Origin of the sequence: Streptomyces sp. NPDC001828 (assembly GCF_042892175.1) — a bacterium.
GTDB lineage: Bacteria > Actinomycetota > Actinomycetes > Streptomycetales > Streptomycetaceae > Streptomyces.
In genome coordinates this window covers 318614-344307 of the sequence record NZ_JBIATV010000005.1, presented here as the reverse complement: position 1 = coordinate 344307, position 25694 = coordinate 318614, and the positions used below count along the sequence as shown (strand labels likewise).

General features: G+C 71.5%; 23 protein-coding genes and 1 pseudogene. 14 read left to right on the top strand and 10 right to left on the bottom strand.

Going from position 1 to position 25694, the window contains the following annotated elements:
- The 3 genes from ACFYZA_RS17890 to ACFYZA_RS17880 all read right to left on the bottom strand — a co-directional run bounded on the left by ACFYZA_RS17890 (nucleotide 1) and on the right by ACFYZA_RS17880 (nucleotide 2066).
- Complete coding sequence (locus tag ACFYZA_RS17890) at nucleotides 1-336, bottom strand: hypothetical protein (protein WP_382582522.1); 336 nt, start codon at nucleotides 334-336, stop codon at nucleotides 1-3.
- A gap of 591 nt (nucleotides 337-927) precedes the next feature.
- Nucleotides 928-1233: a DUF397 domain-containing protein gene (locus ACFYZA_RS17885; protein WP_382582519.1), complete on the bottom strand. Its 306-nt coding sequence runs from the start codon at nucleotides 1231-1233 to the stop codon at nucleotides 928-930.
- 2 nt (nucleotides 1234-1235) lie between these two features.
- On the bottom strand, nucleotides 1236-2066 hold the full coding sequence (locus ACFYZA_RS17880; protein ID WP_382582517.1) for a Scr1 family TA system antitoxin-like transcriptional regulator: 831 nt from the start codon (nucleotides 2064-2066) through the stop codon (nucleotides 1236-1238).
- A gap of 156 nt (nucleotides 2067-2222) precedes the next feature.
- Here ACFYZA_RS17880 and ACFYZA_RS17875 point away from each other — a divergent pair.
- Nucleotides 2223-2549, top strand: a pseudogene (locus tag ACFYZA_RS17875) (hypothetical protein); the annotation flags it as partial.
- Between the two features lie 117 nt (nucleotides 2550-2666).
- Here ACFYZA_RS17875 and ACFYZA_RS17870 read toward each other — a convergent pair.
- A complete protein-coding gene (locus ACFYZA_RS17870) occupies nucleotides 2667-3113 on the bottom strand; it encodes a hypothetical protein (protein WP_388491384.1) in 447 nt (148 codons plus the stop codon).
- Nucleotides 3114-3312: 199 nt separating this feature from the next.
- Between ACFYZA_RS17870 and ACFYZA_RS17865 the strand changes: the two genes are divergently transcribed.
- Nucleotides 3313-4083, top strand: coding sequence for a polysaccharide deacetylase family protein (locus tag ACFYZA_RS17865; RefSeq protein WP_382582508.1), 771 nt, complete (start codon nucleotides 3313-3315; stop codon nucleotides 4081-4083).
- Here ACFYZA_RS17865 and ACFYZA_RS17860 read toward each other — a convergent pair.
- On the bottom strand, nucleotides 4080-5651 hold the full coding sequence (locus ACFYZA_RS17860; protein ID WP_388491382.1) for a serine/threonine-protein kinase: 1572 nt from the start codon (nucleotides 5649-5651) through the stop codon (nucleotides 4080-4082). The genes ACFYZA_RS17865 and ACFYZA_RS17860 overlap by 4 nt on opposite strands.
- Nucleotides 5652-6082: 431 nt before the next feature.
- Between ACFYZA_RS17860 and ACFYZA_RS17855 the strand changes: the two genes are divergently transcribed.
- From ACFYZA_RS17855 to ACFYZA_RS17840, 4 genes are all read left to right on the top strand, one after another.
- A complete protein-coding gene (locus tag ACFYZA_RS17855) occupies nucleotides 6083-7444 on the top strand; it encodes an aspartate aminotransferase family protein (RefSeq protein ID WP_388491379.1) in 1362 nt (453 codons plus the stop codon).
- 131 nt (nucleotides 7445-7575) lie between these two features.
- Complete coding sequence (locus ACFYZA_RS17850) at nucleotides 7576-8247, top strand: GntR family transcriptional regulator (RefSeq protein WP_388491377.1); 672 nt, start codon at nucleotides 7576-7578, stop codon at nucleotides 8245-8247.
- Complete coding sequence (locus ACFYZA_RS17845) at nucleotides 8223-10670, top strand: dolichyl-phosphate beta-glucosyltransferase (protein ID WP_382582496.1); 2448 nt, start codon at nucleotides 8223-8225, stop codon at nucleotides 10668-10670. The genes ACFYZA_RS17850 and ACFYZA_RS17845 overlap by 25 nt, the downstream gene beginning before the upstream one ends.
- 302 nt (nucleotides 10671-10972) lie before the next feature.
- Entirely contained in the window at nucleotides 10973-11623 is a 651-nt protein-coding gene (locus ACFYZA_RS17840; protein ID WP_382582493.1) for a hypothetical protein, read from the top strand.
- 135 nt (nucleotides 11624-11758) lie between these two features.
- Here the strand turns inward: ACFYZA_RS17840 and ACFYZA_RS17835 are convergent, their stop codons facing one another.
- The gene (locus ACFYZA_RS17835) at nucleotides 11759-12502 is read right to left on the bottom strand and encodes an SLATT domain-containing protein (protein WP_382582490.1); all 744 of its coding nucleotides are present in this window, start codon (nucleotides 12500-12502) and stop codon (nucleotides 11759-11761) included.
- A gap of 413 nt (nucleotides 12503-12915) precedes the next feature.
- On the opposite strand from ACFYZA_RS17835, the gene ACFYZA_RS17830 reads away from it, so the two are divergent.
- The 7 genes from ACFYZA_RS17830 (at nucleotide 12916) to ACFYZA_RS17800 (ending at nucleotide 19437) form a co-directional block, all read left to right on the top strand.
- On the top strand, nucleotides 12916-13251 hold the full coding sequence (locus tag ACFYZA_RS17830; protein ID WP_100573786.1) for a YbaB/EbfC family nucleoid-associated protein: 336 nt from the start codon (nucleotides 12916-12918) through the stop codon (nucleotides 13249-13251).
- 116 nt (nucleotides 13252-13367) lie between these two features.
- Nucleotides 13368-13967, top strand: a complete 600-nt coding sequence (recR, locus tag ACFYZA_RS17825; protein WP_100573787.1) for a recombination mediator RecR — start codon at nucleotides 13368-13370, stop codon at nucleotides 13965-13967.
- A 47-nt stretch (nucleotides 13968-14014) separates the two neighbouring features.
- Complete coding sequence (locus ACFYZA_RS17820; protein ID WP_382582485.1) at nucleotides 14015-14680, top strand: DUF5063 domain-containing protein; 666 nt, start codon at nucleotides 14015-14017, stop codon at nucleotides 14678-14680.
- 244 nt (nucleotides 14681-14924) lie between these two features.
- Nucleotides 14925-16196: an aspartate kinase gene (locus ACFYZA_RS17815; protein ID WP_382582482.1), complete on the top strand. Its 1272-nt coding sequence runs from the start codon at nucleotides 14925-14927 to the stop codon at nucleotides 16194-16196.
- Nucleotides 16193-17251 (top strand): aspartate-semialdehyde dehydrogenase, encoded by a 1059-nt coding sequence (locus ACFYZA_RS17810; RefSeq protein ID WP_382582479.1) that lies wholly within the window; start codon nucleotides 16193-16195, stop codon nucleotides 17249-17251. Before ACFYZA_RS17815 ends, ACFYZA_RS17810 begins: the two co-directional genes overlap by 4 nt.
- Nucleotides 17252-17563: 312 nt before the next feature.
- Nucleotides 17564-18193 (top strand): SigE family RNA polymerase sigma factor, encoded by a 630-nt coding sequence (locus ACFYZA_RS17805; protein ID WP_382582476.1) that lies wholly within the window; start codon nucleotides 17564-17566, stop codon nucleotides 18191-18193.
- A gap of 149 nt (nucleotides 18194-18342) precedes the next feature.
- On the top strand, nucleotides 18343-19437 hold the full coding sequence (locus ACFYZA_RS17800) for a hypothetical protein (RefSeq protein ID WP_382582473.1): 1095 nt from the start codon (nucleotides 18343-18345) through the stop codon (nucleotides 19435-19437).
- Nucleotides 19438-19489: 52 nt separating this feature from the next.
- On the opposite strand, the gene ACFYZA_RS17795 is transcribed toward ACFYZA_RS17800, so the two are convergent.
- The 4 genes from ACFYZA_RS17795 to tatA form a co-directional block, all read right to left on the bottom strand.
- Nucleotides 19490-20293, bottom strand: coding sequence for an SURF1 family protein (locus tag ACFYZA_RS17795; protein WP_382582470.1), 804 nt, complete (start codon nucleotides 20291-20293; stop codon nucleotides 19490-19492).
- A 469-nt stretch (nucleotides 20294-20762) separates the two neighbouring features.
- Complete coding sequence (locus ACFYZA_RS17790; protein ID WP_382582467.1) at nucleotides 20763-22547, bottom strand: S9 family peptidase; 1785 nt, start codon at nucleotides 22545-22547, stop codon at nucleotides 20763-20765.
- Nucleotides 22548-22628: 81 nt separating this feature from the next.
- Nucleotides 22629-23591, bottom strand: coding sequence for a threo-3-hydroxy-L-aspartate ammonia-lyase (locus tag ACFYZA_RS17785; RefSeq protein WP_388491369.1), 963 nt, complete (start codon nucleotides 23589-23591; stop codon nucleotides 22629-22631).
- Between the two features lie 26 nt (nucleotides 23592-23617).
- Entirely contained in the window at nucleotides 23618-23884 is a 267-nt protein-coding gene (gene tatA, locus ACFYZA_RS17780; RefSeq protein WP_382582462.1) for a Sec-independent protein translocase subunit TatA, read from the bottom strand.
- Between the two features lie 173 nt (nucleotides 23885-24057).
- Between tatA and ACFYZA_RS17775 the strand changes: the two genes are divergently transcribed.
- Nucleotides 24058-25566: an LCP family protein gene (locus ACFYZA_RS17775; RefSeq protein ID WP_382582459.1), complete on the top strand. Its 1509-nt coding sequence runs from the start codon at nucleotides 24058-24060 to the stop codon at nucleotides 25564-25566.
- Nucleotides 25567-25694 lie beyond the last annotated feature (128 nt).

Sequence of the window (25694 nt, the reverse complement as noted above, 5' to 3'; positions counted from 1 at the left end):
CTAGTGGCGTCCGCCGAAGCGGGCCGCGTCGAAGTTGGCCGCCGACATGTTCTTGTGGGCGTTGGACTCCTGCTCGTGGTCACCCGCGTTGAACGCGGTGTCCATACCGGACTGTCCGCCCAGGATGTCCTGGAGCGACCCGTTCAGATCGTTGGTGATCTCGTCGGCATGCGCCTTGAACGAGTCGAACGCGGCCTTGCCGGAGCCGTTGAACTTGCCCTCCAGCGGGTCCGCCGCGGCGATCAACTGCCGGATCAGCGAGCCCAGATCGGAGCTCGATCCCTCGGTGCTCTTCCCCAGATCGGACAGAGTCGTGGACCCCATGTCGAACTTCACGCACACACCCCCGTAATTGACGTCGCCGTCCCCGTCGCGGCCGCCGTCCCGGTGGCCGCGCGCCGCCCCCTGTGCCTCGGGCGGCGACTTCCATGTCTATCGAACGGCTGTCGCAGGTGCAACGCGCTTCCGTCCCAGCCTTGTCACCGCGTCGCCCTCCGGGGGTGGGTGGTGGAGGATTCCCCCACCCCGCCCCTTCCCTTGACCCTCCGGGGGTGGGGTGGGTGACGGCGCGCTCTTGGGGCTCGGCCCCAGACCCCGTTTCGCGCCTTGAGGGCGCTCGTCCTCAATGTCCCCCAAGGCCTCAAGGGCCAGGCCCCATGACGGGCTGAAGATGTCCCCGTACCCGGTGCTGATAAGGGGCGCGGGACTGTGACATGTGCGCGGCTCCGCCGCGGTGGGCGCGACCGGAAGACCCTGGTTACCTACAGGGGCGCGGGGCTGTGACGTGTGCGCGGCTCCGCCGCGGTGGGCGCGACCGGAAGACCCTGGTTACCTACAGGGGCGCGGGGAACTGCGCGACCAGCCACGCACGGCCCGCAGACGCAAGCGGGTTGAGGGGCCGGGACCCGCGTCCCAGCCCCCCGCCCCTCAGTTCGCCGCGCCTTCCCACTCCAGGAACGCGGCCCACGCACCCGGTGCGATCGCGAACGAAGGTCCGTCCGCCACCTTGGAGTCCCTCACGTGGACGGCCTCGCAGCAGGCGGCTACCTCTACGCAGTTGCCGCCGCTGGAGCTGCTGTACGAGGACTTGGCCCAGGGGAGGGCTACCTCTACGCAGTCCCCGCCGCTGTCGCTGCTGTACGAGGACTTGCGCCAGGTGAGGGCCAGCTCTACGCAGTCGCCGCCGCTGGAGCTGCTGTAGCTGGACTTGAACCACTGGAGGGTGTTGCTCATCTCTACTCTCCCGACAACTCCTCGATGAGACCCAGTGATGCGCGAGGGTCCAAAGCCTGTGCTCGGATCTTCGCATAGCGCTGGGCATACGTACTCACCTTTGCGGGGTCGGTGATCAGTAGGCTCTCGTCCTGCGGCTCCAGGTAGATGAGGTGGTCGTGCTCCGGGGTCTCCAGAACGTTCATCCCGCCTCGGGCGCCCGCGTGCTCTCCGTTCAACCCACAGTCCATAGGCAGCACTTGGAGTGTCACATTACGCCGCCGTGCGCACTCCGCCAGGTGCCGCATCTGGCCGCGCATGACGTCCGCCCCGCCGATCACCCTGCGCAGCACGGACTCCTCAAGCACCGCCTCGATCAGCGCGACCGGCGTACAGTCGAAGAGGGCCCGTCGTGCCATCCTCGCCTCCACCAGTTCCTCGACCCGCTGTTCGGGCAAGGGCGGGTAGCCGCCGCCGATCAGCGCTCGCGCGTACTCCTCCGTCTGGAAGAGCCCGTGAATGACGAGGGTCGCGTACAGGCGGAGTACTACGGCCGTCTGCTCCAGCAGGGCGTAGTCCTGGAACTGCACGGGATACTTCTCCAACCGCACCGGAACGCGCGCGTCCTCGAAGATTTCCAGGCCGTCCCCGAGCACCCGCTCAAGCTGCACCAGCATGTCGTCGCTCGCGGGCTGGGCCAGGGTCTCCATGGCGCTCACGGCCGCTGAGGAGAAGCCGATCTGCTGCCCCAGTTGCTCCTGCGTCCACCCTTTCCGTACCCGGAATTTGCGAGCGAGGCTCGCCACCATCTGGGCCGTCGGCCCCGCCGTCACCTTGTTTTCCGCTCGTGCCATTTCTGATCACGCTCCGACTCGACCGGTCTCAACCGGTCACGACTCAACCCCGCCGAATTCGACTCGCTCGCAAGGGAGTTGGGGCTGGTCAACGACTCCCCGACGGACCCTCCGAGGCCATGGAAAACGGTAGCGGGACGGGCCGAAACTGTCCCCGTGGATACGCGAATCGGCGAGGCAAATCTGGACTGGATTCCGCTCTCCGGCATCCGGCTGAGAAAAGCGGGCGTGCAATTCGACGCGGTACGGGTCGACGGGGACGCGGGGCGCTGCGTCGCGGACGCGATGGAGGAGCTGACCGGGGGTGATCCGGGGCCGATCGTCGCGGATGCGCTCGGCTGCCGGGCGGTGTACTTCCTGGTGCCGCCGCGCAGCACGTCACACCGGTCCTGGCCCGCCGTGGCGATTCCGTTCAACTCGGTTCATGGCAGGGCGAGTTACGTACCCGTACCCGCGTTGAACGGGCACACGTGGCCGCTGTCGTGACGGTTTCCGCCGTCGGGACCGGACCGGTTCGTGCACACGCCGCTGCTGTGCGCGGTCGTGAGTCAGCTCAGGGAGTGATCCGGGAGCGAGAGGAGTGAGAGGGGCGAGAGGCGCTCAGTTGGCCGCGGCCGGCTTCCGGACTCCCTTGCCGCTGTCGCAGACGAGGCCCCTGATCCCCGTCGAGCCCTTGGGCTTGGCGACGGCCTGGCCGTCCCGGCAGTCGCCGTCGTCGGCCGCGTCCCGGCAGCCCTGGAGCCAGCGTTCGGGGGAGGCCGCGGCCTTCGGGCCGCCCTGCTCGTGGCGCCACTGCTCGCAGCCGCCGCTCTTGAGGAAACCCTGGGTCTTCCCGGTCGGGTCCGCCTTCATTCCGGACAGGGCGACCACGTAACCGCCCTCGTAGGCGACGTCCTCGTGGAACACCGGCTTGTCGTTGAAGGCCGAAACGGCCACGGCTCCGATGCCGAGGCAGACGGCGATGCCGACTGCGAGGGCTATCAGGAGGTTCCGGCGGGAGGGGCCTTGATGGGCGGTGTATTGAGGTGCCTGACCAAGAAGAACCATGCGGTCACTCTGGCATACCGCCATTTTCGTTTCGCCGGAGGGTAATTGATGCCGCATCAACGCCATGTGGCCGGCCCGGGCGTCCTGGAACGTTCCCGGAATTGTCCGCAGTCCGTAACGGAGGCAGCCTCTCGGCTCCACGACTCGTCATGCTCGGTGACCGGGGGCGGACGAGGGACTGCGACGAAAAGAGGCGGACATGGCACGGCACGGCGGGCGAGGCTGGTACGGCAAGTTGGTCGGTGCCGCGCTCGGGGTGACGATGCTCGCCACCGGGGCGTCGGTGTGGACCGCACAGGCCGGCTCGGCGGACAGCCCGTCACCGAAGGCGAGCGCGCCGGCCGAGCCCGGCAATGACGGCAAGCGGGTCGACACGACCATCGCGCACTCCTCGGACGCGGGCCCGCGCGGCGTGAACATCACCATCGACGACGGCCCCGACCCCACGTGGACGCCCCAAGTCCTCGATCTGCTGCGGCAGTACGGCGTGAAGGCCACGTTCTGCATGGTGGGTACGCAGGCGCAGGCCCACCCGGACCTCGTGAAGAAGGTCGTCGCGGCCGGGCACCGGCTGTGCGACCACACCGTGTCCCACAACACCTCCATGGACAAGAAGCCCCAGGCCTACCAGTCGCAGCAGATCCTCGACGCCGAGAACATGATCACCAAGGCGTCCGGCGGGGTACGGCCCATGTACTACCGGGCGCCGGGCGGGGCGTTCACCCCGTACAGCCGTGAACTCGCCGCCTCGCGCGGCATGCGTCCGCTGGGCTGGAACGTGGACAGCAAGGACTTCGAGCGGCCGGGGGCCGACGCCATCGTCGCCACCGTCGAGAAGGAACTGCACAACGGGCCGACGATCCTCTTCCACGACGCGGGCGGCAACCGCGCGCAGACCCTTGAGGCCCTGCGCAAGCTGCTTCCCTGGCTCAAGGAGCAGGGCCACACCTTCGGCTTCCCGATCCGCTAGCCGCTGCTCTTCGTGTAGTCGAGGAACTCGGGTGCGCCCACGGTCTGGCGGTGCAGGCGGCCGTCCGGCATGACACTGACGGTGCTCGGTTTTCCGGGGTCACAGGTGCCGGTCGAGCCGGGGGCCACTTCGGTCGGTCCGATCTTGAGCGGGGCGTCGGACGAGTCGGGGGGTTCGGCCAGGCGGGCCTGGAAGACGCAGTGGTAGCCGCTGCCGTCGGCCGTGAGCGTGAGCACCGGGTCGCCCACGCGGCCCGGGCGGATCACCAAGTGCCGTTGATTGTCACCGGAGTTGCTCGCTATGACGGCCGACCAGCTGCCTATGTACTGCTGCGGTACGACGTCCGGGGTGCGGGAGTCGGAGGGGGCGCCGGAGTCCGGGGTGGCCGTCGGCGTGGCCTTCGGGGGCGGCTTCTGCGGGCCGCCGCGCATGAACGCGTACACCGAACCGCCCGCGCCGACCGCCACCACGAGCGCCACCGCGATCAGCGCCGCCGTGGTCTTGGCGCTGCGGCGCAGCGGGGGTTCCGGGTCGGGCTCGGGGGCGTAGGGGGAGTAGGTGGGGGTGTAGTGGCGGTCGTGCCAGTCATGTCGGTCGTGCCGGCCGCGTCGGTCGTGCTGGTCGTGCTTGCCGTACTGGTCGTGCGGCGGGGGAGTGGGCGGGCCGGGGTTCTCCAGGTCCAGTAACTTGGCCGCTTCGCTTGCCAGTTGGGCCACCACGGGGGTGGGCAGCCACGGGTGGGGGGTGGTGGCGGGGAGGCGCTCCAGGACGCGGCCGAGGGTGGGGCGGGCGGCCGGGTCCTTGTGCAGGCAGTCGCCGATCAGCTCCTGGAGGGACTCGGGTACGCCGTCGAGGTCCGGGGGCTCCTGCGCGATGCGGAACATCAGCGCGTGCACCCCGCTCGTCGCCTCCCCGAAGGGGAGTCTGCCGCTCGCCGCGTACGCCAGGACCGAGCCGAGGCAGAACACGTCGCAGGCGGGGGTGACGCGGTCGCCGCGTATCTGCTCCGGCGCCATGAACCCGGGCGAGCCGATCAGGGCGCCCGCGCGGGTCAGGCCGCCGTCCGTGCTGGTTTCCAGCGCACGGGCGACGCCGAAGTCGATGACGCGGGGGCCGTCGACGGTGACCAGCACGTTGGAGGGCTTCAGGTCGCGGTGGACGAGGCCGGCGGCGTGGATGTCCTGGAGGGCGCGGGCGAGGCCGTGCGCGAGTACGCGTACGGAGTCTTCGGGGAGGGGGCCGTGGTCTTCGACGACGGACTGGAGGTCGGGGCCCGCGACGTAGCCGGTCGCGACCCAGGGGACGGGGGCGTCGGTGTCGGCGTCCAGGACCGGGGCGGTCCATTGCCCGCCCACGCTGCGGGCGGCGAGCACTTCCTGGCGGAAGCGGGCGCGGAAGTCGTCCTGGTCGGCCAGGTCGGGGCGGACCAGTTTCACGGCGACGGTGCGGGCGCGGTCGGAACGGGCGAGGTAGACCTGGCCCATGCCGCCCGCGCCCAGGCGGGCCAGCAGGCGATAGCCGCCTATTCGCTCCGGGTCGGCCGGCTGTAGGGGCTGCGTGCGGTCCATGCCGGGTGCCCTTCCGGGGGTGGGGTGGGGTGGGCGGTGCGGTGCGGTCGACGGGGTGAGGATAGTGCGGGGGCCCTGCGGGGCTGGGGGGTAGGGGGTTGGGGGGTGCTGGCCTCCGCGCCCCTGGCCCCCTCTGAAGGCCGGTTCACGGCTGCGGGCCGTGGGGGCCGTTCGCGCAGTTCCCCGCGCCCCTGAACCCCTCTTTCGTCCTCGGGTCGTGGGTGGCTGGTCGCGCAGTTCCCCGCGCCCCTGACATCCGCTGTCGGCTGCGGGCTGTGGGGGGCTGGTCGCGCGGTTCCTCGCGTCCCTGAACCCCTCTTTCGTCCTCGGGCTGTGGGTGGGGCCAAAGGCGACACTTTGCCGAGGTGGGGTGGGTGAGGCGTACAGGATGGCCATGGTCGTCGTCGGTGGGGCGTACTTACCCTGGGGGCATGACCCCTCAAGGCACCCCCGATCCCCAGGCCGGCGCGGCTGTGAAGGCCGCCGACCGCGCGCACGTGTTCCACTCCTGGTCCGCCCAGGGCCTGATCGACCCGCTCGCCGTGGCCGGCGCGGAGGGGTCGTACTTCTGGGACTACGAGGGCAACCGCTACCTCGACTTCACCAGCGGGCTCGTCTTCACCAACATCGGCTACCAGCACCCGAAGGTCGTCGCCGCGATCCAGGAGCAGGCCGCGACGATGACGACCTTCGCGCCCGCGTTCGCCGTGGAGGCGCGCTCGGAGGCGGCCCGGCTGATCGCCGAGCGCACCCCGGGCGACCTCGACAAGATCTTCTTCACCAACGGGGGTGCGGAGGCCGTCGAGAACGCGATCCGGATGGCCCGGCTGCACACCGGCCGCCACAAGGTGCTGAGCGCGTACCGCTCGTACCACGGCGGTACGAACACGGCGATCAACCTGACGGGGGACCCGCGCCGCTGGGCCTCCGACAGCGGCTCGGCCGGGGTCGCGCGGTTCTGGGCGCCGTTCCTGTACCGGTCGCCCTTCCACGCCACCACCGAGGCCGAGGAGTGCTCGCGGGCGCTCAGGCACCTTGAGGACACCATCGTCTTCGAGGGTCCCGGCACCATCGCCTCGGTCATCCTGGAGTCGGTGCCCGGTACCGCCGGGATCATGACGCCGCCGGCCGGCTACCTGCCCGGCGTGCGCGCGCTCTGCGACAAGTACGGGATCGTCCTCGTCCTGGACGAGGTCATGGCCGGGTTCGGCCGGACCGGCGAGTGGTTCGCGTCCGAGCACTACGACGTGGTGCCCGACCTGCTGACCTTCGCCAAGGGCGTCAACTCCGGGTACGTGCCGCTCGGCGGCGTCGCCATCAGCCGGGAGATCGCCGAGACCTTCGAGCACCGGCCCTTCCCCGGTGGGCTCACCTACTCCGGGCACCCGCTGGCCTGCGCCGCCGCCGTCGCCACCATCAACGTGATGGAGGAGGAGGGCGTCGTCGAGCAGGCCGCCCACATCGGTGCCACGGTGCTGGAGCCGGGGCTCCGCGAGATCGCCGAGCGGCACCCCTCCGTCGGCGAGGTGCGTGGGCTCGGCGTGTTCTGGGCGCTGGAGCTGGTGCGCAGCAAGGAGACGCGCGAGCCGCTGGTCCCGTACAACGCGACCGGCGCGGACAACGCCCCGATGGCCGCCTTCGGCGCCGCCTGCAAGAAGAACGGGCTGTGGCCCTTCATCAACATGAACCGCACCCATGTCGTGCCGCCCTGCAACATCACCGAGGGTGAGGCCAAGGAAGGCCTCGCGGTGCTCGACGAGGCGCTGACGGTGGCCGACCGGTACACCGTGTGAGGCGCCGGCATTGATCACCTATCGGTGCCGATGACGCATCCGCCCTGATCAAGGGGCAAATCCTCGCTCTCCTTTGTCCGGTTTCCGGGCACCCCATAGGGTGGCCCGGAGCCGGAGGAGGGGAGCGAGTCATGCCCGCGAGCGGAGCGGTCACCCGCAACACCCTTCGACAACAGATAGCGGACGCGCTGCGTGACGAGGTGCTCGCGGGGCGTATGCAGCCCGGTGAGGAATTCACGGTCAAGCAGATAGCCGAGCAGTACGGCGTCTCGGCGACGCCCGTGCGCGAGGCGCTCGTCGACCTGTGCGCGCAGGGCCTGCTCGACTCCGACCAGCACCGCGGCTTCCGGGTGCGGGTGTTCACCGTCGAGGACTACAAGGGCATCGTCGAGGCCCGGGCGCTCGTGGTCGACGGGATATTCCGGCGGGCCGCGGTCCCCGGCTCCGTCGAGGCGCACGGCCCGGCCCTGGTGTCGGTGCGGCGGCGCGGCGAAGAGGCCGCGCGGGCCGCCCGCGGCGGTGACCTGAACATTCTGGTCGGCTACGACCTGCGGTTCTGGCGGGAGCTGTGCGCGCTCGCCGGGAACTCCTACATCTCCGACTTCCTGCACCGCCTGCGCATGCAGAGCTGGGTGTTCGCGGTCCCGTACCTGCGCGGCCACAGCGACCTCAGCGACTGGCTGTGGACCGGCCACGGCGAGGTCGTCTCGGCGCTCGCCCTGGGCGACTTCGAGGCGGCTCGGGCGCTGATAGCCGCCTACAACGACGAATCCCTCATATGGGCGGAGCGGCTACCGCGGTGATCACCGATCCGGCCGGACAGGTCGAACTGAGCGTCGTCGTCCCCGCCTACAACGAGGACCAGCGCCTCGCGCCCACCCTCGACGCGATCCGCTCCCACCTCGGCGACAGCTGCTCCTGGGAGCTGATCGTCGTCGACGACGGGTCGAGCGACGAGACCGTACGGGTCGCGCGGGAAGCCGCCGCCCGGGATCCGCGCGTCAGCGTCGTCGTCAGCGAGGCCAACCGGGGCAAGGGCCACGCCCTGCGGCTCGGGGTGCTCGCCTCCTACGGGCGCCGCGTCCTGGTCACGGACGCCGATCTGGCCACCCCCATCGAGGAGTTGGACCATCTCGCCAAGGCGATGACCGAGGGCGACACGGCCGCCGCGATCGGCTCGCGCGCCCACCCCGGGGCCCGCATCGAGGTCCACCAGAGCCGGCTGCGCGAGACCGTGGGCCGCATGGGCAACCGGCTGATCCGGGCCGTGGCGGTGCCCGGCATCCATGACACGCAGTGCGGCTTCAAGCTGTTCGACGGCGACAAGGCGCGCGCCGCGTTCGCGGACGCCCGCCTGGACGGCTGGGGCATCGACGTGGAGATCCTCCAGTTCTTCCGCCGGAAGGGCTGGCCGGTCGCCGAGGTACCGGTGCGCTGGTCGCACCAGGAGGGCTCCAAGGTGGGCGCGGCCGACTACGGCAAGGTCCTGTGGGAGCTGGGCCGCCTCAAGGCGCGCGCGGTGCGCCGCGTCGACCTGGTGCTCGGCGCTCTCTACCTGCTGGCGAGCGTGCTGCTCTACAAGAACCTGTGGGGCGACCTCGGGCGCGGTTACCTCAGCGACTCGATGCAGGACCAGAACCAGTGGGAGTGGTTCTTCTCGGTCACCGCGGACAACGTGGCCCATCTGCGCGACCCCTTGTTCACCACCGTCCAGAACTTCCCCGACGGCGTGAACCTCATGGGCAACACCCCGATGCTGGGCCTGTCGGCGCCCCTCGCCCCGGTCACCCTCGCCTTCGGGCCGACCGTCACCTGGGCGCTCATCCTCACCCTGGGGATATCGGCGACCGCGTACGCCTGGTACTGGCTGTTCGCCCGGCGGGTGACCGAGAACCGGTGGGCGGCCGGGCTCGGCGGGGCGCTCGCGGCCTTCGCGCCGCCGGTGATCTCGCACGCCAACGCCCACCCGAACTTCTGCGTCCTGTTCATGATCCCGCTGATCATCGACCGCGCGCTGCGGCTCTGCGAGGGCCGGAACGTCCGCCGCGACGGGCTGGTCCTCGGCCTGTTCACGACGTACCAGATCTTCCTCGGCGAGGAGGTGCTGCTGCTCGCCTCGCTCGGCATGGCCCTGTTCGCGCTGTCGTACGCGCTGGCCCGGCGCGATGTCGCCCGGGCCGCGGTCCGGCCGCTCGCGCGCGGGATGGCGTACGCGGTCGGGGTGTGTCTGGTCCTGGTCGCGTATCCGCTCTACCGGCAGTTCGCCGGGGCGCAGAGCTACCACAGCGTGCTGCACGGCGACAGCGCGGGCAACTCGCCGCTCGCCCTGATCGAGTTCGCGGGCCGCTCGCTGTGGGGCGACGACGCCACCGCCGACAGACTGGCCCTCAACCGCACCGAGCAGAACGCCTTCTACGGCTGGCCGCTGGTGGCGCTCGCCTTCGCCCTCGTCGTACGCCTGTGGCGGCGGCCCCTGGTCAAGGCGCTCGCGTTCACCGGCGTCGCGGCGGCGGTCCTCTCGCTCGGGCAGAAGATCCGCATCCCTTACACGGACGTGGTGTTCACCGGGCCCTGGAAGCTGTTCGCGCACAAGCCGCTCTTCGAGTCGGTGATCGAGGGCCGGGTCGCGATGATCTGCGCGCCGGTGCTCGGCGCCCTGATCGCGTTGAGCGCGGGGCGTCTCGCGCTCAGCCGCGCCCGGGCGACCCGGGCGGCCGGCTTCACCGCGATCGCCCTCGCGCTGCTCCCGATCGTGCCGACGTCGTTCCCCACCAACGCCCGCCCCGAGGTGCCCGAGTTCATCTCGGCGGGCCTGTGGAAGAAGTACGTGAAGCCGGGCGAGTCCCTGGTCCCGGTGCCGCTGCCCGACCCCGGCTCGGCGGAGGCCCTGCACTGGCAGTCGTCGACCGGCCTCGGCTTCTCGGTGCCGGGCGGCTACTTCAACGGGCCCTGGGGTCCGGACCGCATCGGCATCTACGGGGCCTCGCCGCGCTGGACGTCCAACCTGTTCGGCGACATCCGCTCCGGCAAGCCCATCCCCGACATCGGCACGGACTGGCAGAACCAGGCCCGCGCGGACTTCGCGTACTGGCACGCGGGCGTCCTGGTCCTCGCCCCGCAGCCGCAGGCGCCCCAGCTGTACGAGACGGTGAGCCGGCTGCTCGGCGGGAAGCCGGGCACGAAGGTCGGCGGGGTCTGGATCTGGGACGTGTCACAGGTGCGGTGAGCCGTCGCCGACCTGACGGGCTGCGGTGCCGGTTAGCCACGGGCCCCCCTGACGGGCTGCGGTGCTGGTGAGCCACCGGACCCCCGACGGCCGCCGGTGCCCGTGAGGTCTCCGCGTCTCGGGTCGAGCGCCCCCGCTCCCAAGTCCGAGTAACAGACGGCCTCGTGGGTAAACCCTCCCGACCGGGCACGGGGGGATCCGGTCACCCCGCACCGGGAGTTGACGGGCACTCTTCGCGCGGCGTGCCCGGCGCATTACGCTGTCCCGACCATCGCACGAAACGAGTTGAGAGCGAGCCCGTCTTGGCCTGTGACCTGTGGCTGGTCCCCCTCGTCGACGTGCTGTGCCACAGCCCCGACAATCCGTTCGCGGAGGAGATCGCCTCGTACGACAAGGCGCTCGGCGACGCCGGGCTCCCGCCCGTACCGGTCTTCGCGTACATGCCGGGCCTGTCCGGGGACGTGGCACCGGTGGCCGGGTTCGACTACGACGCGCTGCACTTCCTGCGCCGCGCCTACCTGCTCCAGCTGTGCGGCCTCGCGGTGACGCCGGTCGACGAGCTCGGCGGCGACTACGAACAGCTTCTGGAGATGTTCGAGCCGACCGCCCAGCAGTCGCACCTCGTCTGGCACTACGACCACGCGGGCGCCTACGTGCCGGTCGACTTCGCGGCGCCGCTCTCCAACGAGGAGCTGCTCGCGGGCGGTGGTCCGCTGGGCTCGGCGCAGGGGCTGCTGCGGGAGCTGCAGTTCGTGGGTCCGGCCATCGGAATAGATCCGGCCAACCCGCCGACCGCACCCGCCCCGCCGGCCCGGCCCACCTCGCTCGAGGAGCCGGCCGGACCCATCCCCTACGACGAGAGCCCGTTCGCGCGCGAGCGGCACGTGTGGCTGGGGCTGCACGCGGCGGCCACCCGCAGCCTCGCGCAGGGCTCGATGATCATCTTCAGCTGAGCCGGGGCGGGCCGGGCTGGGCCGGCCTGAACTGAGCCGGGCTGGGCCGGCCTGAGCTGAGCCGGGCCGAGGGCCGTCGGAGGGCTCAGCCCGGGAGCCCCGGCCTTCCCGGGCCCTTGGCTTCACGTGGCGCGCTCAGCGCGGGCCCTCCGGCGGTCGCTGGCGCGGCATGTTCGGGCGGGTGGCCGGGGGCAGCGGGAAGCGGCCGGGGCCGGGGGCGCCGTCCGAGCGCGGGGCCGCCGCGCTCAGGGTCTGCATGACCAGCGGCGCGGGCCCCGAGCGGAACTCCACCATCCAGTCCGCCGTCTCGGAGCGGACCAGCTCGGTCACGTCCTCGGTGAACCGGCGCAGCACCGAAAGGCAGCGCTCGGCCGCCTCGCTCGCGGTGCCCTCGGTCGGCCCGAGCACCTCGCGCACGCTCTCCGAGGCCCACTCGAACTGAAGCCCCTGGAGCCTGCGCTGCACGGCCTGCGCGGTGGCCACGTCCCGCATCCAGCCCGAGGTCAGCCCGAAGTAGCGGTCGCACGCCAGACACGCGCCGGCGAGCAGCAGACACACGTAGCCGTAGCCCGCCGCGCCCTCAAGGGCCCGGGTCAGATCGAGCAGCGGAAGCACCGCGCCCGCGATCGCGCCGGCCGCCGTGGCGCAGCGCAGGACGCGCGCGCCGCGGCGCTTCCACAGCCGGTCGGCGAGGTACCACTCGGCGGTGCGCAGGGCGCCGTCCTCGACCCAGCGGTACAGCTCGTCGAGGCGCTCGGCGGGCTCGCCCCAGTCGCCGAGCGGGAACGGCCGCCCGGTCAGATCGCCCGTCCGCGCACCCTCGTCCCGCCGGGCCCGGCCCGGGGCCCCCTCGGGCTGCATGTCCGCCGGCTGGCTCACCCGGCCGCTCCCTCCGCACTGCTGCTGTGACCCTCTGCGACATCGAGTGACGTACGGGCACCTGGACGTGTACTGGACATAGACGTGTACTGGACGTAGTGAACGCGTGCTTGACGTAGTAAATGCCGTAGCGAAGGACGTCACGCCCGCCGGCACCTGCGGTGCGCGTGGGCGTATTGACGCCTACTGAGGCGTCCGAGCGCCATTCCTACCGCCGAATGGAGGGCCCCGGGGTCGATATCCAGGTATTTCCGCCCGGAAGTGGCCCTTGATCAGGTATAGCGACACGCTCCGCATCACTCGAAAGAGTTGCGGAGCAGGCGGCCTGTCGACCACGTAGGCTCGGAGTGCCGAAAGGGACGGCGCGGCCCCCCGCCCCGTCGAACCCGTCCTACCGAAACCCGGAGTGAAACGTGATCCCTGGTGGTGGCCAGCCCAACATGCAGCAGCTTCTTCAGCAGGCCCAGAAGATGCAGCAGGATCTCGCCCTTGCCCAGGAAGAGCTCGCGGCGACCGAGGTCGAGGGCCAGGCCGGCGGCGGTCTGGTCAAGGCGACCGTGACCGGCTCGGGCGAGCTGCGCTCCCTCGCCATCGACCCCAAGGCGGTCGACCCGGAGGACACCGAGACCCTCGCGGACCTGATCGTCGCGGCCGTGCAGGCCGCCAACGAGAACGCGCAGCAGCTCCAGCAGGAGAAGCTCGGCCCGCTGGCGCAGGGCCTGGGCGGCATGCCCGGACTGCCCTTCTAGGACCGGCCCGGCCGGGGCGCGCGCCGCCCCGCGCGGACTGCCCGTGCGCCTGCCCTACTGGGGCGGACGCGCACCAACTACCGTAGGCGTCAGAGCAACCCACGAGAGGCGTTCCGTTGTACGAAGGCGTGGTTCAGGACCTCATCGACGAACTGGGCAGGCTGCCCGGCGTCGGTCCCAAGAGCGCGCAGCGGATCGCCTTCCACATCCTGCAGGCCGAGCCGACCGACGTGCGCCGCCTCGCGCACGCCCTCCTGGAAGTCAAGGACAAGGTCCGCTTCTGCGCGGTGTGCGGCAATGTGGCGCAGGAGGAGCGGTGCAACATCTGCCGCGACCCGCGCCGCGACCAGACGGTCATCTGCGTCGTGGAGGAGCCCAAGGACGTGGTGGCCATCGAGCGGACCCGCGAGTTCCGCGGCCGCTACCACGTGCTCGGCGGGGCCATCAGCCCGATCGAGGGCGTCGGCCCGGACGACCTGCGCATCCGTGAGCTGCTCGCGCGCCTCGCGGACGGCACGGTCACCGAGCTGATCCTGGCCACCGACCCGAACCTGGAGGGCGAGGCCACGGCGACGTACCTCGCCCGCATGATCAAGCCCATGGGCCTCAGGGTCACCCGGCTCGCCAGCGGCCTGCCGGTCGGCGGCGACCTCGAGTACGCCGACGAGGTCACCCTGGGCCGTGCCTTCGAAGGAAGGCGGCTGCTCGATGTATGACGCCCAGCAGGAGTACGCCCGGCAGGGCTACGAGGAAGGTCGACTCGATGTCTGACGCAACGCTGCACGCGACCACCCAGGACCCGGACTCCTTCGCGGTCCAGATCGCCGACCAGGTCGAGTCCTTCATCGTCGCGGTCACGGAAGTGGCCAAGGGCGACGAGCCCGACAGCGCCGTGCCGTTCCTCCTCCTGGAGGTCTCCCAGCTGCTGCTCGCCGGCGGCCGGCTCGGCGCGCACGAGGACATCGTCCCCGACGAGCGCTACGAGCCCGACCTCGGCCCGGAGGGCGACCTCGACGAGCTGCGCGAGCGGTTCGCCCGGCTGCTCGAACCGATCGACGTGTACTCCGAGGTCTTCGACCCGTACGAGCCGCGCAAGGCGCCGGTGGCGCACCGGATCTCCGACGACCTCGCCGACGTCGTCACCGACCTGCGCCACGGCCTGGCCCACTACCGCGCGGGCCGCACCAGCGAGGCGCTGTGGTGGTGGCAGTTCTCCTACTTCTCCAACTGGGGCTCGACGGCCTCCGCCGCCCTGCGCGCGCTGCAGTCGCTCGTCGCCCACGTCCGCCTCGACCAGCCGCTCGAAGCGCTGGACGGCCTCGACACCGACGAGGACCTGACGGAGGACGCCCTGGAGGAGGAGGCCGGCCGGGTCATGGCCGAGGAGCTCGCGGGCCCGCTCGGGCTCGGCCTGCGCGACGCCAAGTAGGGCTCTCGCGCACCGGGGCTCGGGCCCGCCCGTGAGCGGGCCGGGCCCGCGGTCGGCTGCTGTGACGCCGCCCACAAGCCGAGTACTTCGGGACCCCATGGGCAGGCGGATCCTGCGAGCGGTCCGGACCGGCCCGGTGATCACCAAGTGAGCGGGACATCTCACGAAGTGATACGACAGGGGCGAATCCGGCCCGCTCGTTAAACTGAGCCGACCGCAGTAATGAACTGAGCGAGGAGCGCACGTGGGCCTTGTCGTGCAGAAGTACGGAGGCTCCTCCGTTGCCGATGCCGAGGGCATCAAGCGCGTCGCCAAGCGGATCGTGGAAGCCAAGAAGAACGGCCATCAGGTGGTCGTCGTGGTTTCCGCGATGGGCGACACGACGGATGAGTTGATCGAGCTCGCGGAGCAGGTGTCTCCCATGCCTGCCGGGCGGGAATTCGACATGCTGCTGACCGCCGGAGAGCGCATCTCCATGGCGCTGCTTGCCATGGCGATCAAAAGCCTGGGCCACCAGGCCCAGTCGTTCACGGGCAGCCAGGCCGGCGTCATCACCGACTCCGTCCACAACAAGGCGCGGATCATCGACGTCACCCCGGGCCGCATCAGGACCTCGATCGACGAGGGCAACATCGCCATCGTCGCCGGGTTCCAGGGCGTCAGCCAGGAGGGCAAGAACATCACCACGCTCGGGCGTGGTGGTTCGGACACGACGGCCGTGGCGCTCGCCGCGGCCCTCGACGCCGAGGTCTGTGAGATCTACACGGACGTCGACGGCGTGTTCACCGCGGACCCCCGTGTCGTGAAGAAGGCGAAGAAGATCGAGTGGATCTCCTTCGAGGACATGCTGGAGCTGGCCGCGTCCGGCTCCAAGGTGCTCCTGCACCGGTGCGTCGAGTACGCCCGCCGTTACAACATTCCGATCCACGTGCGCTCGTCCTTCAGCGGACTGCAGGGCACCTGGGTCAGCAACGAACCGCGAGGGGACCAGCAGGTGGAGCACGCCATCATCTCCGGAGTCGCCCACGACGTCTCCGAGGCGAAGATCACGGTCGTCGGGGTGCCCGACAAGCCGGGCGAGGCCGCGGCGATCTTCCGCACCATCGCGGACGCCGAGATCAACATCGACATGGTGGTGCAGAACGTCTCCGCCGCCTCGACGGGGCTCACCGACATCTCGTTCACGCTGCCCAAGGCCGAGGGCCGCAAGGCCATCGACGCCCTGGAGCGGTCGAAGCCGACCATCGGCTTCGAGTCGCTGCGCTACGACGACCAGATCGCCAAGATCTCCCTCGTCGGCGCCGGCATGAAGACCAACCCGGGTGTCACGGCGGGCTTCTTCGAGGCCCTGTCGGACGCGGGCGTCAACATCGAGCTCATCTCGACCTCCGAGATCCGCATCTCGGTCGTCACCCGCGCCGATGACGTCAACAACGCCGTGCGCGCCGTGCACTCGGCCTTCGGCCTCGACTCCGACAGCGACGAGGCCGTCGTCTACGGAGGCACCGGGCGATGACCCCGGGACCGGCGCTCACGGTCGTCGGAGCGACCGGGGGCGCCGGTGCGGTGATGCTCCAGATCCTGTCCCAGCACGCCGACGTGTGGGGCGAGGTCCGCCTCGTCGCGTCCGCGCGCTCGGCCGGCCGCAAGCTGCTCGTACGGGGCCAGGAGTGCGAGGTCCTCGCGCTGAGCGAGGAGGCCCTCGACGGCTCCGACGTCGTCGTCTTCCTCGTGCCCGCCGACATCGCCGCCCGCTGGGCGCCGGTCGCGGCCGCCAAGGGCGCGGTGGTGGTGGACAGTTCGGCCGCCTTCCGGATGGACCCCGACGTCCCCCTGGTGGTGCCCGAGCTCAATCCCCACGCGGTACGGATGCGGCCGCGCGGCATCGTCGCGAGCCCGCACGCCAGCACCCTCGCCATGATCGTGGCGGTCGGGGCGCTGCACGCCGAGTTCGGGCTGAGCGAGCTGGTCGTCTCCACGTACCAGGCCGTCAGCGGCGAGGGCCAGGCCGGCGTCGAGGCGTTGCGCCGGCAGATCTCGCTGGTCGCCGGGACCGGGCTCGGTACGAGTCCGGGCGATGTGCGCCGGGCCGTGGGCGACGACCTCGGCCCGTTCCCCGCGCCGGTCGCCCTGAACGTGGTGCCCTGGGCCGGCGAGCTCGCCGAGGACGGCTGGTCCTCGCAGGAGCTGGGGCTGCGCGCCGAGTTGCGCAAGCTGCTCGACCTGCCGCGGCTTCCGGTGGCCGCCACCTGTGTGCGGGTCCCGGTCGTCACCACGCACTCCGCGTCCGTGCACGCCCGCTTCGAGACCGAGGTGGACGTGGCGCGGGCCCACGAGATCCTGGCGACCGCGCCCGGCGTGGTGCTCTTCGACGACCCCGCCGCCGGCGAGTTCCCCACGCCCGCGGACGTGGTGGGCACCGACCCGACGTGGGTCGGCCGGGTGCGCAGTTCGCCGGACGATCCGCACGTACTGGAGTTCTTCGTCTGCGGCGACAACCTCCGCAAGGGCACCGCCCTGAACGCCGCGCACATCGCGGAGTTGGCGGCCCGCGAATTCACCGAGCGCTGAAGCGCACCCATTTGTAGGATCTGTGAACGCTCTGTGAGCAAGTCGCTGGTCTGTACCACTTGAACTGCACCAACGCCTTGTTACACGATTCATTTCCGTGTCCCTGCAACCGCAGACCGGCATGGAGCGTCTATGCGGTCGCCCCTCAAGGTGCCGTAAAAAATGGGGCATTGGGGAAGAGCGGGTACGGATGAGGGTATTTGTCGCACCGCCAAAAACAGTGTCGTACGCGTACAACCCTGACGGGGAGGAACGTGTCCAACAGGCGTGGCAGAGGTACTCGACTTCAGAGCGGTACCGGCGCGCGGTGGCATGGCAGTCCGCCCGCGCCGACGACTCGGCACGCCCGGTGGCATGCCGGTGATCGCGCCCATGCCCGCCACCCGTCCCGCACGCGTACCGTCCCCGACGGCCTCCTCGCGCGAGAGCGCTGACGAGGTCATGGCGGCAGGCACCACCGTCGATCACCTCACCGAGACCTACCGCGCGCACTACCGCTCGCTCCTCGGCCTCGCCGCGCTGCTCCTGGACGACACCGCCTCCTGCGAGGACGTCGTGCAGGAGGCGTTCATCCGGGTGCACTCGGCGCGCAGCCGGGTGCGCGAGCCGGAGAAGACGCTCGCCTACCTCCGCCAGACGGTGGTGAACCTGTCGCGCTCGGCGCTGCGCCGCCGCATCCTCGGGCTGAAGCTGCTCTCCAAGCCGATGCCCGACATGGCGAGCGCGGAGGAGGGCGCGTACGACCAGCTGGAGCGCGACGCCCTGATCAAGGCGATGCGGGGGCTCCAGCGCCGCCAGCGCGAGGTGCTCGTGCTGCGGTACTTCGCGGACATGACCGAGGCCCAGGTCGCCGAGACGCTCGGCATATCCCTGGGCTCGGTGAAGGCGTACGGCTCGCGCGGCATAGCCGCCCTGCGCATCGCCATGGAGGCCCCGGCATGAAGGGCCCCGACAGGAACGGCGACGGGCGGCCGGGGGGACACGGAGAGCGCCAAGTACGCGGGGAACGCGGGGGATACGGGGCATACGGCAAGAGCGGGCCGGACCAGCGGCCCAGGAATGACCTGAACGACCTGACTGGATACGGATTCGTGGACACATCGCCGGAAAAGAACAGCACCGGCACCCCTCCCTTCGGCTCGCCACCCGCCCCCGGGAGCCCGCGGGCAGCCGACGAACAGGCCCTGCGCAGACTCCTGCACGGCGCGGTCGACGAGCTGACGCCCTCGGAGGGGGCGCTCGAACATCTGCGGGCCGCGGTGCCCGTGCGGCGCGCCCGCAAGCGTCAGGCCGTCGTCGGCTCGGTCGCCGCCGCACTCCTGGTGGCCACCGCGGTGCCCGCCTTCCTGCACGTCGCCAACACCTCGGGCAGCGCGGGCGATCAGCCCGCCGTCGCCGGACACGGCGAGCGGACGCACGCGGCCCCCGGCACGGCGTCCGGCACGGTCGACAGCACGGACGGCAGCGGCCGCCCCTCGGCCGTCGGCAGCGCGCCCGGCACCCCCGACGGCAAGGGCCCCACCCCGACGCTCAGCAAGGGCGCGGCCGGCAGCACCGCCGGTGGCGCGACCGGGCCGGGCGGCGGGCCGGTGAAGGTGGACTCGCCGACGTGCGAGGCGGCCGAGCTGAGCGTGAAGTCGGCGAAGGTCGGCAAGCCCGACGCGACCGGCAGGGTCTACGGCGCCTTCCGCATCGTGAACGCCTCCGACAAGAAGTGCGCGATCGGCGGGGTCGGCAAGTTCAACGTGCAGGCGCAGGGCGCGGCCGACCCGGCGAAGATCACCGTCGTCGAGCACGCGGCGGGCGACCCGGCCCCCGGGCTCCCCGACCCCTCGCAGGACGCCGCGAGCCTGGTCCTCGCGCCGGCAGCGGCGTACGAGGTGCGGTTCGCCTGGGTGCCGTCGGACACCTGTCCCAAGGCGACCCCGTCGCCCGACCCCACCCCGTCCAACGGCAGCGCCGGCAGCAACAGCGGGATCGTCTCGCCGACCACGGGCAGCGGCCAGCCGCAGCTCGCCGCGGACGGCGGCACCCCGGCCGGCACGGCGGACGGCACGGTGGCGGTGACGCATGTCGCCGAGCCGGGTGCGCCGTCGGCGGAGGCGAAGATCCCGAACGCGTGCGCCGGAACGATCTACAAGACGGGCGTCCTGGACGCGGGCGCGCCCGCGACGGCGACGCCGTAACAATGGCCAGGCCGTAGCACTGGCCGGCCGTAGTCCTATCCGGGCCGCAGTTCTATCCGGGCAGGGACGAACCTTCGAGGGTGCCCGGCTTCTCGGTCTCGGTCTCGGTCTCGGGGGAGAGCCCGAGCTCGGCGTCCTCCAGGGCCTCGGCCTCCCGCCGGACCAGGCGGAACCACATGAAGACCACGAACCCGGCGAAGACGAACCACTCGCCGGTGTAGCCGAGGTTCTGGAACGCCTTCAGGTCGAGCCCGCTGTTCTGGGGGGCGCTGGCCGGGACCGGAGTCATCCCGCTGTCGGCGCGCGGCAGCGTCACCCAGGCGTCGTACACCTGGTACGGCACGAGGTTGACGAGGGCGGCCGCGCTGATCATGCCGACCTGGCCCCGGGGGAGCCCGCCCTGTGCGTGCACCCCGTCGGAGCCGGCGTTCTCGGAGGCCTGGAGTATGCCGGTGACGCCGACCTCGCCGGTGGGCGCGGCCGGGGCCTTGGCGCCCTGCGGGACCCAGCCCCGCACGACGGGCAGCGCCTTGCCGCCGTCGGTACGCAGCAGGCTCAGGACGTAGCTGCCCGACTTGCCGTCGACCTCGCGGCCCGGCACCAGGAACTGCTCGGCGTACCGGCCGTGCGCGGCGGCCGGGCGGCCGGAGGTGCGCTGGTCCACGGGGAGCAGCGAGGCGAGGGGCTCGGCCTTCTGCGTGGCGGGGTCGGGGGCCTTCTCGGCGGCGTCGTGGGACTGCACGCGGTCCTCGAAGCGGCCCAGCTGCCAGGAGCCCATGAAGATGCAGACGGGGATGGCGAGCAGGACGAAGACGTGGATTCCCCACCAGCGGGGTGTGAGCAGGAACCGGTACACAACCCCCACGGTACGGAATCCCGCCGGGGGGCTGGGCTCCGGGGTGCCCGCAAGTACCCCGTGGCTCCCGCCCCGGCCCCCTCGTGGCTTCCGCCCCGGCCCCCTTCGCGGGCTGCGCCCCCGGCCCGCTCCTCAGACGCCGGAGGGGCTGGGCGGGGCGTTCATCCGGCTGCGGGCCGTGGGGCCGTTCGCGCAGTTCCTCGCGCCCCTAAAGACCTTGGTGCTGGCCCGCACCGGGGTATTTCAGCCCGTCCGGCGTTTGAGGACGAGCGCCCTTTAGGCGCGAACGGGGGTGCAGGGGGCGGAGCCCCTTGCGGGGGTTCGAGGGGCGCAGCCCCTCAGGGGGTCTGGGGCGCAGCCCCAGGGCTCAGCCGGGCCAACCCGCCGCATGGGCGGGTGGGTGGGCGAACCCCCGGGGCCGGGGCCCGACCAACCCCGGGTCACGGGCGGGCGGGCAAACCCCCCGGGGTCAGCCCGGCAAGTGGCGTGCGGCGAAGTCGAGTTCGAGGCGGACTTGCTTGATGCGCTCCTCGACGACGAGGGAGCCGTGCCCCGCGTCGTACCGGTACACCTCGTGCACGGCTCCCCGCTCGACCAGCCGGTCCACATAGTTCTCCACCTGCCGGATCGGGCAGCGCGGATCGTTGACCCCGGCCGAGATGTAGACCGGCGCCGTCACGGCATCGACGTACGTCAACGGCGAGGACGCCCGGAAGCGGTCCGGTACCTCCTCCGGCGTGCCGCCCAGCAACGTACGGTCCATCGCCTTCAGCGCCTCCATCTCGTCGTGGTACGCCGTGACGTAGTCCGCGACCGGCACCGCCGCGAGCCCGAGCGCCCACGCGTCCGGCTGGGTGCCGAGGCCGAGCAGGGTGAGGTAGCCGCCCCAGGAGCCGCCCGCCAGGACGAGCCGCGCGGGGTCGGCGAGGCCCGAGGAGACCGCCCAGTCGCGGACCGCCGCGATGTCCTCCAGCTCGATGAGCCCGACCCGGTGCTTGAGCGCGTCCGTCCAGGCCCGCCCGTACCCGGTGGAGCCGCGGTAGTTGACCCGTACCACCGCGAAGCCGTGGTCGATCCAGGCCGCCGGGCCGGAGGCGAACGCGTCGCTGTCGTGCCAGGTCGGACCGCCGTGGATCTCGAACAGGGTGGGGAAGGGGCCCTCCCCCGCGGGGCGCTGCACCAGCGCGTGGACGCGGCCGCCGGGGCCCTCCACCCAGGCGTCCTCCACCGGCACGGAACCCGGCGCCTTGAACCCGGGAGGGTCGAGCACGACCTCGCCCGTGGTGGAGCGCACCTCGGAGGGGCTCGCCGCCGACGACCACAGGTACTCGACCGTGCCGTCGGGCCGGGCCGTGGCCCCCGAGACCGAACCGGCCGGGGTGTCGATCTCGATCAGGGAGCGGGTGGCGAGGTCGAAGCGGAACAGACCGCTGCGGGCCTCGAAGCTGTGGACGACGAGCAGGCCCGAGCCGTCCGGATACCACTCGGCCGAGACGTCGCCCGGCAGGTCGAGCGCGAGGTCGCTCTCCTCGCCGGAGGCCACGTCCCAGATCATCGGCTCCCAGCGCCCGCGCCGCTGGTGGGCGACGAGCAGCCGGGTGTCGCCCGCGAGCGGTGCGAACCCGAGCACTTCCAGGCCCAGTTCCTCGGTGCCGCCCTTGGTGTCGTCGAGCTCGGCCACCGCCGAGCCGTCGGGGCGCACCACGCGCACCGCCGAGTGCATAGCGTCGCCGTGCTCGGTGTGCTCGACGGCGATCAGGGTCCCGTCGTGCGAGAGGTCGCCGACGCCCGCCGACTCGCGGTGCCGGTAGATCTCCACGGGGGCCGCGCCGGGGCGGACGACGTGGATCGTCGAGCCCTCCTCGTCGGTGGAGCGGCCGACCACCGCCGTGCCGTCCCGGCCGAGCGCGAGGCCTCCCGGGTAGGACGGGTCCAGGCCGGGCACGGCCGGCTCGTCGGCGCCGCCGCCGAACGGCTGGCGCCGCCAGACGCCGAACTCGTCGCCGTCGGTGTCGTCGAACCACCAGATCCACTCGCCGTCGGGCGTCAGCACGCCGTCCGTCGTGCCGTTGGGCCGGTCGGTGGCCCGGCGCTGGCCGCCGGTCGCCCGGTCCCACGCGTACAGCTCGTACGTCCCCGTCGCGTTCGACACGAACAGCGAGCGGTCCGGGGCGTCCTCCGCCCAGTCGGGGAGCCCCACCCGGGGTGCCCTGAACCGCTTCTCCCACTCCGGCATCTCGTTCATGTCGCTCATGCCCCCATCATGCGCCGAAGCGCCCACATCCCGTGCGCGTCCCCCTCAGCCTGTGGACAACTCCGCCCGCACCCGCCGGCGTCACCCGGCCAGGAGTTCCGCGAACCGCGCCATGTCCACATTGCCGCCGCTGATGATCACGCCCACCCGCCGGCCCCGGTACCGCTCGGCCAGCTCCCGGGCGGCGGCCAGGCCGAGGCAGCCCGTCGGCTCGGCGACGATCTTCATGCGGGAGGCCAACAGGCGCATGCAGTCGACCAGTTGGGCGTCGGAGGCCGTGATGATGTCGGTCACGTGGTCGCGGATCAGCGGGTACGGGTGGGCGCCGAGGTGCTGGGTCTGGGCGCCGTCCGCGATGGTCGCCGGGGTGTCGATGTGCACGATGTGCCCCGCGCGCAGCGAGCGGCGCCCGTCGTCGCCCGCCTCCGGCTCGACCCCGTACACCGCGCACGACGGCGCGAGCGCGCCCGCCGAGAGCAGGCTGCCCGACAGGAGCCCGCCCCCGCCGAGCGGCACGAACAGGGCGTCCAGATGGCCGGTCTCCTCGAAGAGCTCCTTGGCCGCGGTGCCCTGGCCCGCCATCACGTCGGGGTGGTCGTACGGCGGGATCAGCGTCAGGCCGCGTTCCTTCGCGAGGGCCGCGCCGATCTCCTCGCGGTCCTCGGTCCAGCGGTCGTAGGGGACGACCTCGGCCCCGTACCCCCGGGTCGCCGCCAGCTTCGCCGCGGGCGCGTCGTGCGGCATGACGATGGTCGCCGGGATGCCGAGCAGCGAGGCGGCGAGCGCGACGGCCTGGGCGTGGTTGCCGGAGGAGTACGCGACCACGCCCGCGCGGCGCTGCCCGGCGTCGAACCGGGACAGCGCGTTGAAGGCGCCGCGGAACTTGAACGCCCCCATCCGCTGGAGGTTCTCGCACTTGAGGAAGAGGCTCAGACCGAGCTCGGCGTCGGTGAGCCGGGAGGTCAGGACCGGGGTGCGGTGGGCCTGCGGGGTGATCCGCTCGTGCGCGCGGACCACGTCGTCGTACGTCGGCAGCTGCTCCATGCCTGCCGAGCGTACGGCGTGCGGGGTTACTGGGCGGGGCGCGCGGGAGCGTCCGCCTGGGTGCGGTCGGCGGTGTGCACCGGGGCCGGGGTGACCTGCGGGGCCGGGGTGGCGGTGGCGGGTGCCGGCTCGGTGCCGTCCTCGCGCATCGCCTTGGTCTCGCTCTTGAGGATGCGCAGGGACTTGCCCAGCGCGCGTGCCGTGTCGGGCAGCTTCTTGGAACCGAACAGCAGGATCAGTACTACGGCCACGATCAGCAGGTGCCACGGTTCAAGACCATTGCGCAGAAACATCCCGCCGTCCTTCCTCGTTCGCGTCCCGCAGCCGTTTCGTCCGGCCGATTTCTTCGTGCGGCCGGGGCTGCTGGCTCTCAGTGAGACTTGCTACATTGCGCAACTGTACAACCAGAGGGTGCGACTCACCGTCTCCTCTACAGAAGAGGCGCGAATGAGGGATGAGGGGTCCGATGGCCGGCAGCCACAAAGCGGGAGCGGCAAGCAGTCGTGAGAGCGGCGGTTCCGCCGCGCCGCGCCGCAACAAGCGCGGCCGCGCCCGCATCGCGGGGGTCACCGGCCTTTCGGTCGTCGTCCTCGCGGTGGCCGGCGGCGGCTGGATCTACTTCCAGCTGAACGGCAACATCAAGACCTTCGACGACGGCGGCATCTCCGCCGACCGCCCCGCCGCCTCCACCAAGGGCTCCAACGTCCTGATCATCGGCTCCGACACCCGCTCGGGCGACAACGCCCAGTACGGCCACGGCAAGGGCGACATCGGCCGCTCGGACACCGCGCTCCTGTTGCACGTGTACTCGGACCAGAAGCACGCGGTGGCCGTCTCCATACCGCGTGACTCCCTGGTCGACATACCGCCGTGCAAGCTGCCGAGCGGCAGCTGGACCAAGGAGAAGCACAATGTGATGTTCAACTCGGCGTTCGAGGTGGGAGAAACGGTTCAGGGGAACCCCGCCTGCACCCAGAACACCGTCGAGAAGCTGACCGGGCTGCGCGTGGACCACACCATGGTCATGGACTTCGCGGGCTTCGCGAGGATGACCGAGGCGGTCGGCGGCGTCGACGTGTGCGTGCCCAACAACGTCTACCAGGGCGACCTCAACCCGAACCTCGGCCACAAGGGCAGCCTGGTCTTCGCCAAGGGCCCGCAGAGCGTCTCCGGCCAGAAGGCGCTCGACTACGTGCGCATCCGGCACGGCATCGGCGACGGCTCCGACATCGGCCGCATCCAGCGCCAGCAGGCCTTCATCGGCAGCCTGATCAAGAAGGTCAAGGGCGAGGGCCTCGACCCGACCACGCTGCTGCCGCTCGCCAACGCGGCCACCAAGTCGATGACCGTCGACTCGGGCCTCGGCTCGCCGAGCAAGCTGATCTCGTTCGCGATGTCGATGAAGGACATCGACCTGCACAACACCAAGTTCGTGACCCTGCCCTGGCGTTACGAGGGCGCCCGTGTCGCCGTGGTCAAGCCGGAGGCCGACGCCCTGTTCGCGGCGCTGCGCGCGGACCGCACCGTCGACGGGCAGGACGCCGCCGGAAAGGGCGCGGCCGCGTCGCCGAGCCCGTCGGCGTCGGCCGCCGCCCCGGCCTCCGGCAAGGGGATCAGCGTCGCCGTCTACAACGGGACCGTCACCAAGGGCCTCGCGGCCAAGGTCGCCGACTCCCTGAGGGCCGCGGGCTTCACCGTCACCGGCGCCACCACGGCCGCCTCCCAGGACTACACGCACACGATCATCGAGTACGGGGCGAACGACGAGGCCAAGGCCAAGACGCTCGCCACGCACTTCCCCGGCGCCCTGCTGCGCCAGGCGAAGGCGCCGGGTCTGAACGTCATCATCGGCACCCAGTACAAGGCGGACGGCGCGGACGCGGAGCCCAGCGCCCCCGCCGCGGTCCCGTCGTCCGTCGCCGACAAGGCCCGCTCGGCCGACGACAACATCTGCTCCAACCTCTCCTACGGATAGGCCGCCCGCCGGGGCGGCCGCCCCGGCGCCCCGGGTAAGGGCCCGGTCCGCAAAAGGCAAAGCACCGGGACGGAAAAGTTATGCGGGAGGTAAAGGCGTTCGCCTCGCGGCCGCCTGAACCTCCCGGT